Annotated in this window: 1 protein-coding gene; it reads left to right on the forward strand. The window is 66.0% G+C overall.

Annotation, left to right across the window (positions count from 1 at the left end):
* Positions 1–209: methyl-accepting chemotaxis protein (locus DSD19_RS21300; protein WP_243628213.1), on the forward strand; the 209-nt coding region annotated here is incomplete at both ends.

Below are 209 nucleotides of genomic sequence, written 5' to 3' on the forward strand. Positions count from 1 at the left end.
GCGTCAGAGGTACGGGCGCTGGCGCAGCGGTCCTCCGAGGCCGCGAAAGAGATCAAGACGCTGATTTCGTCCAGTTCCGATCAGGTCGAATCCGGTGTCGCGCTGGTCAACCGCACCGGCGAGGCGCTGACCGACATCGTCGAGCGTGTCGGCAACATCGCGGTGCTGATCGGCGACATCGCGACCGGTGCGCAGGAACAGTCGGTGGG

The organism is Rhodovulum sp. BSW8 (assembly GCF_003314725.1).
Taxonomy (GTDB): Bacteria; Pseudomonadota; Alphaproteobacteria; order Rhodobacterales; family Rhodobacteraceae; genus Rhodovulum; species Rhodovulum visakhapatnamense.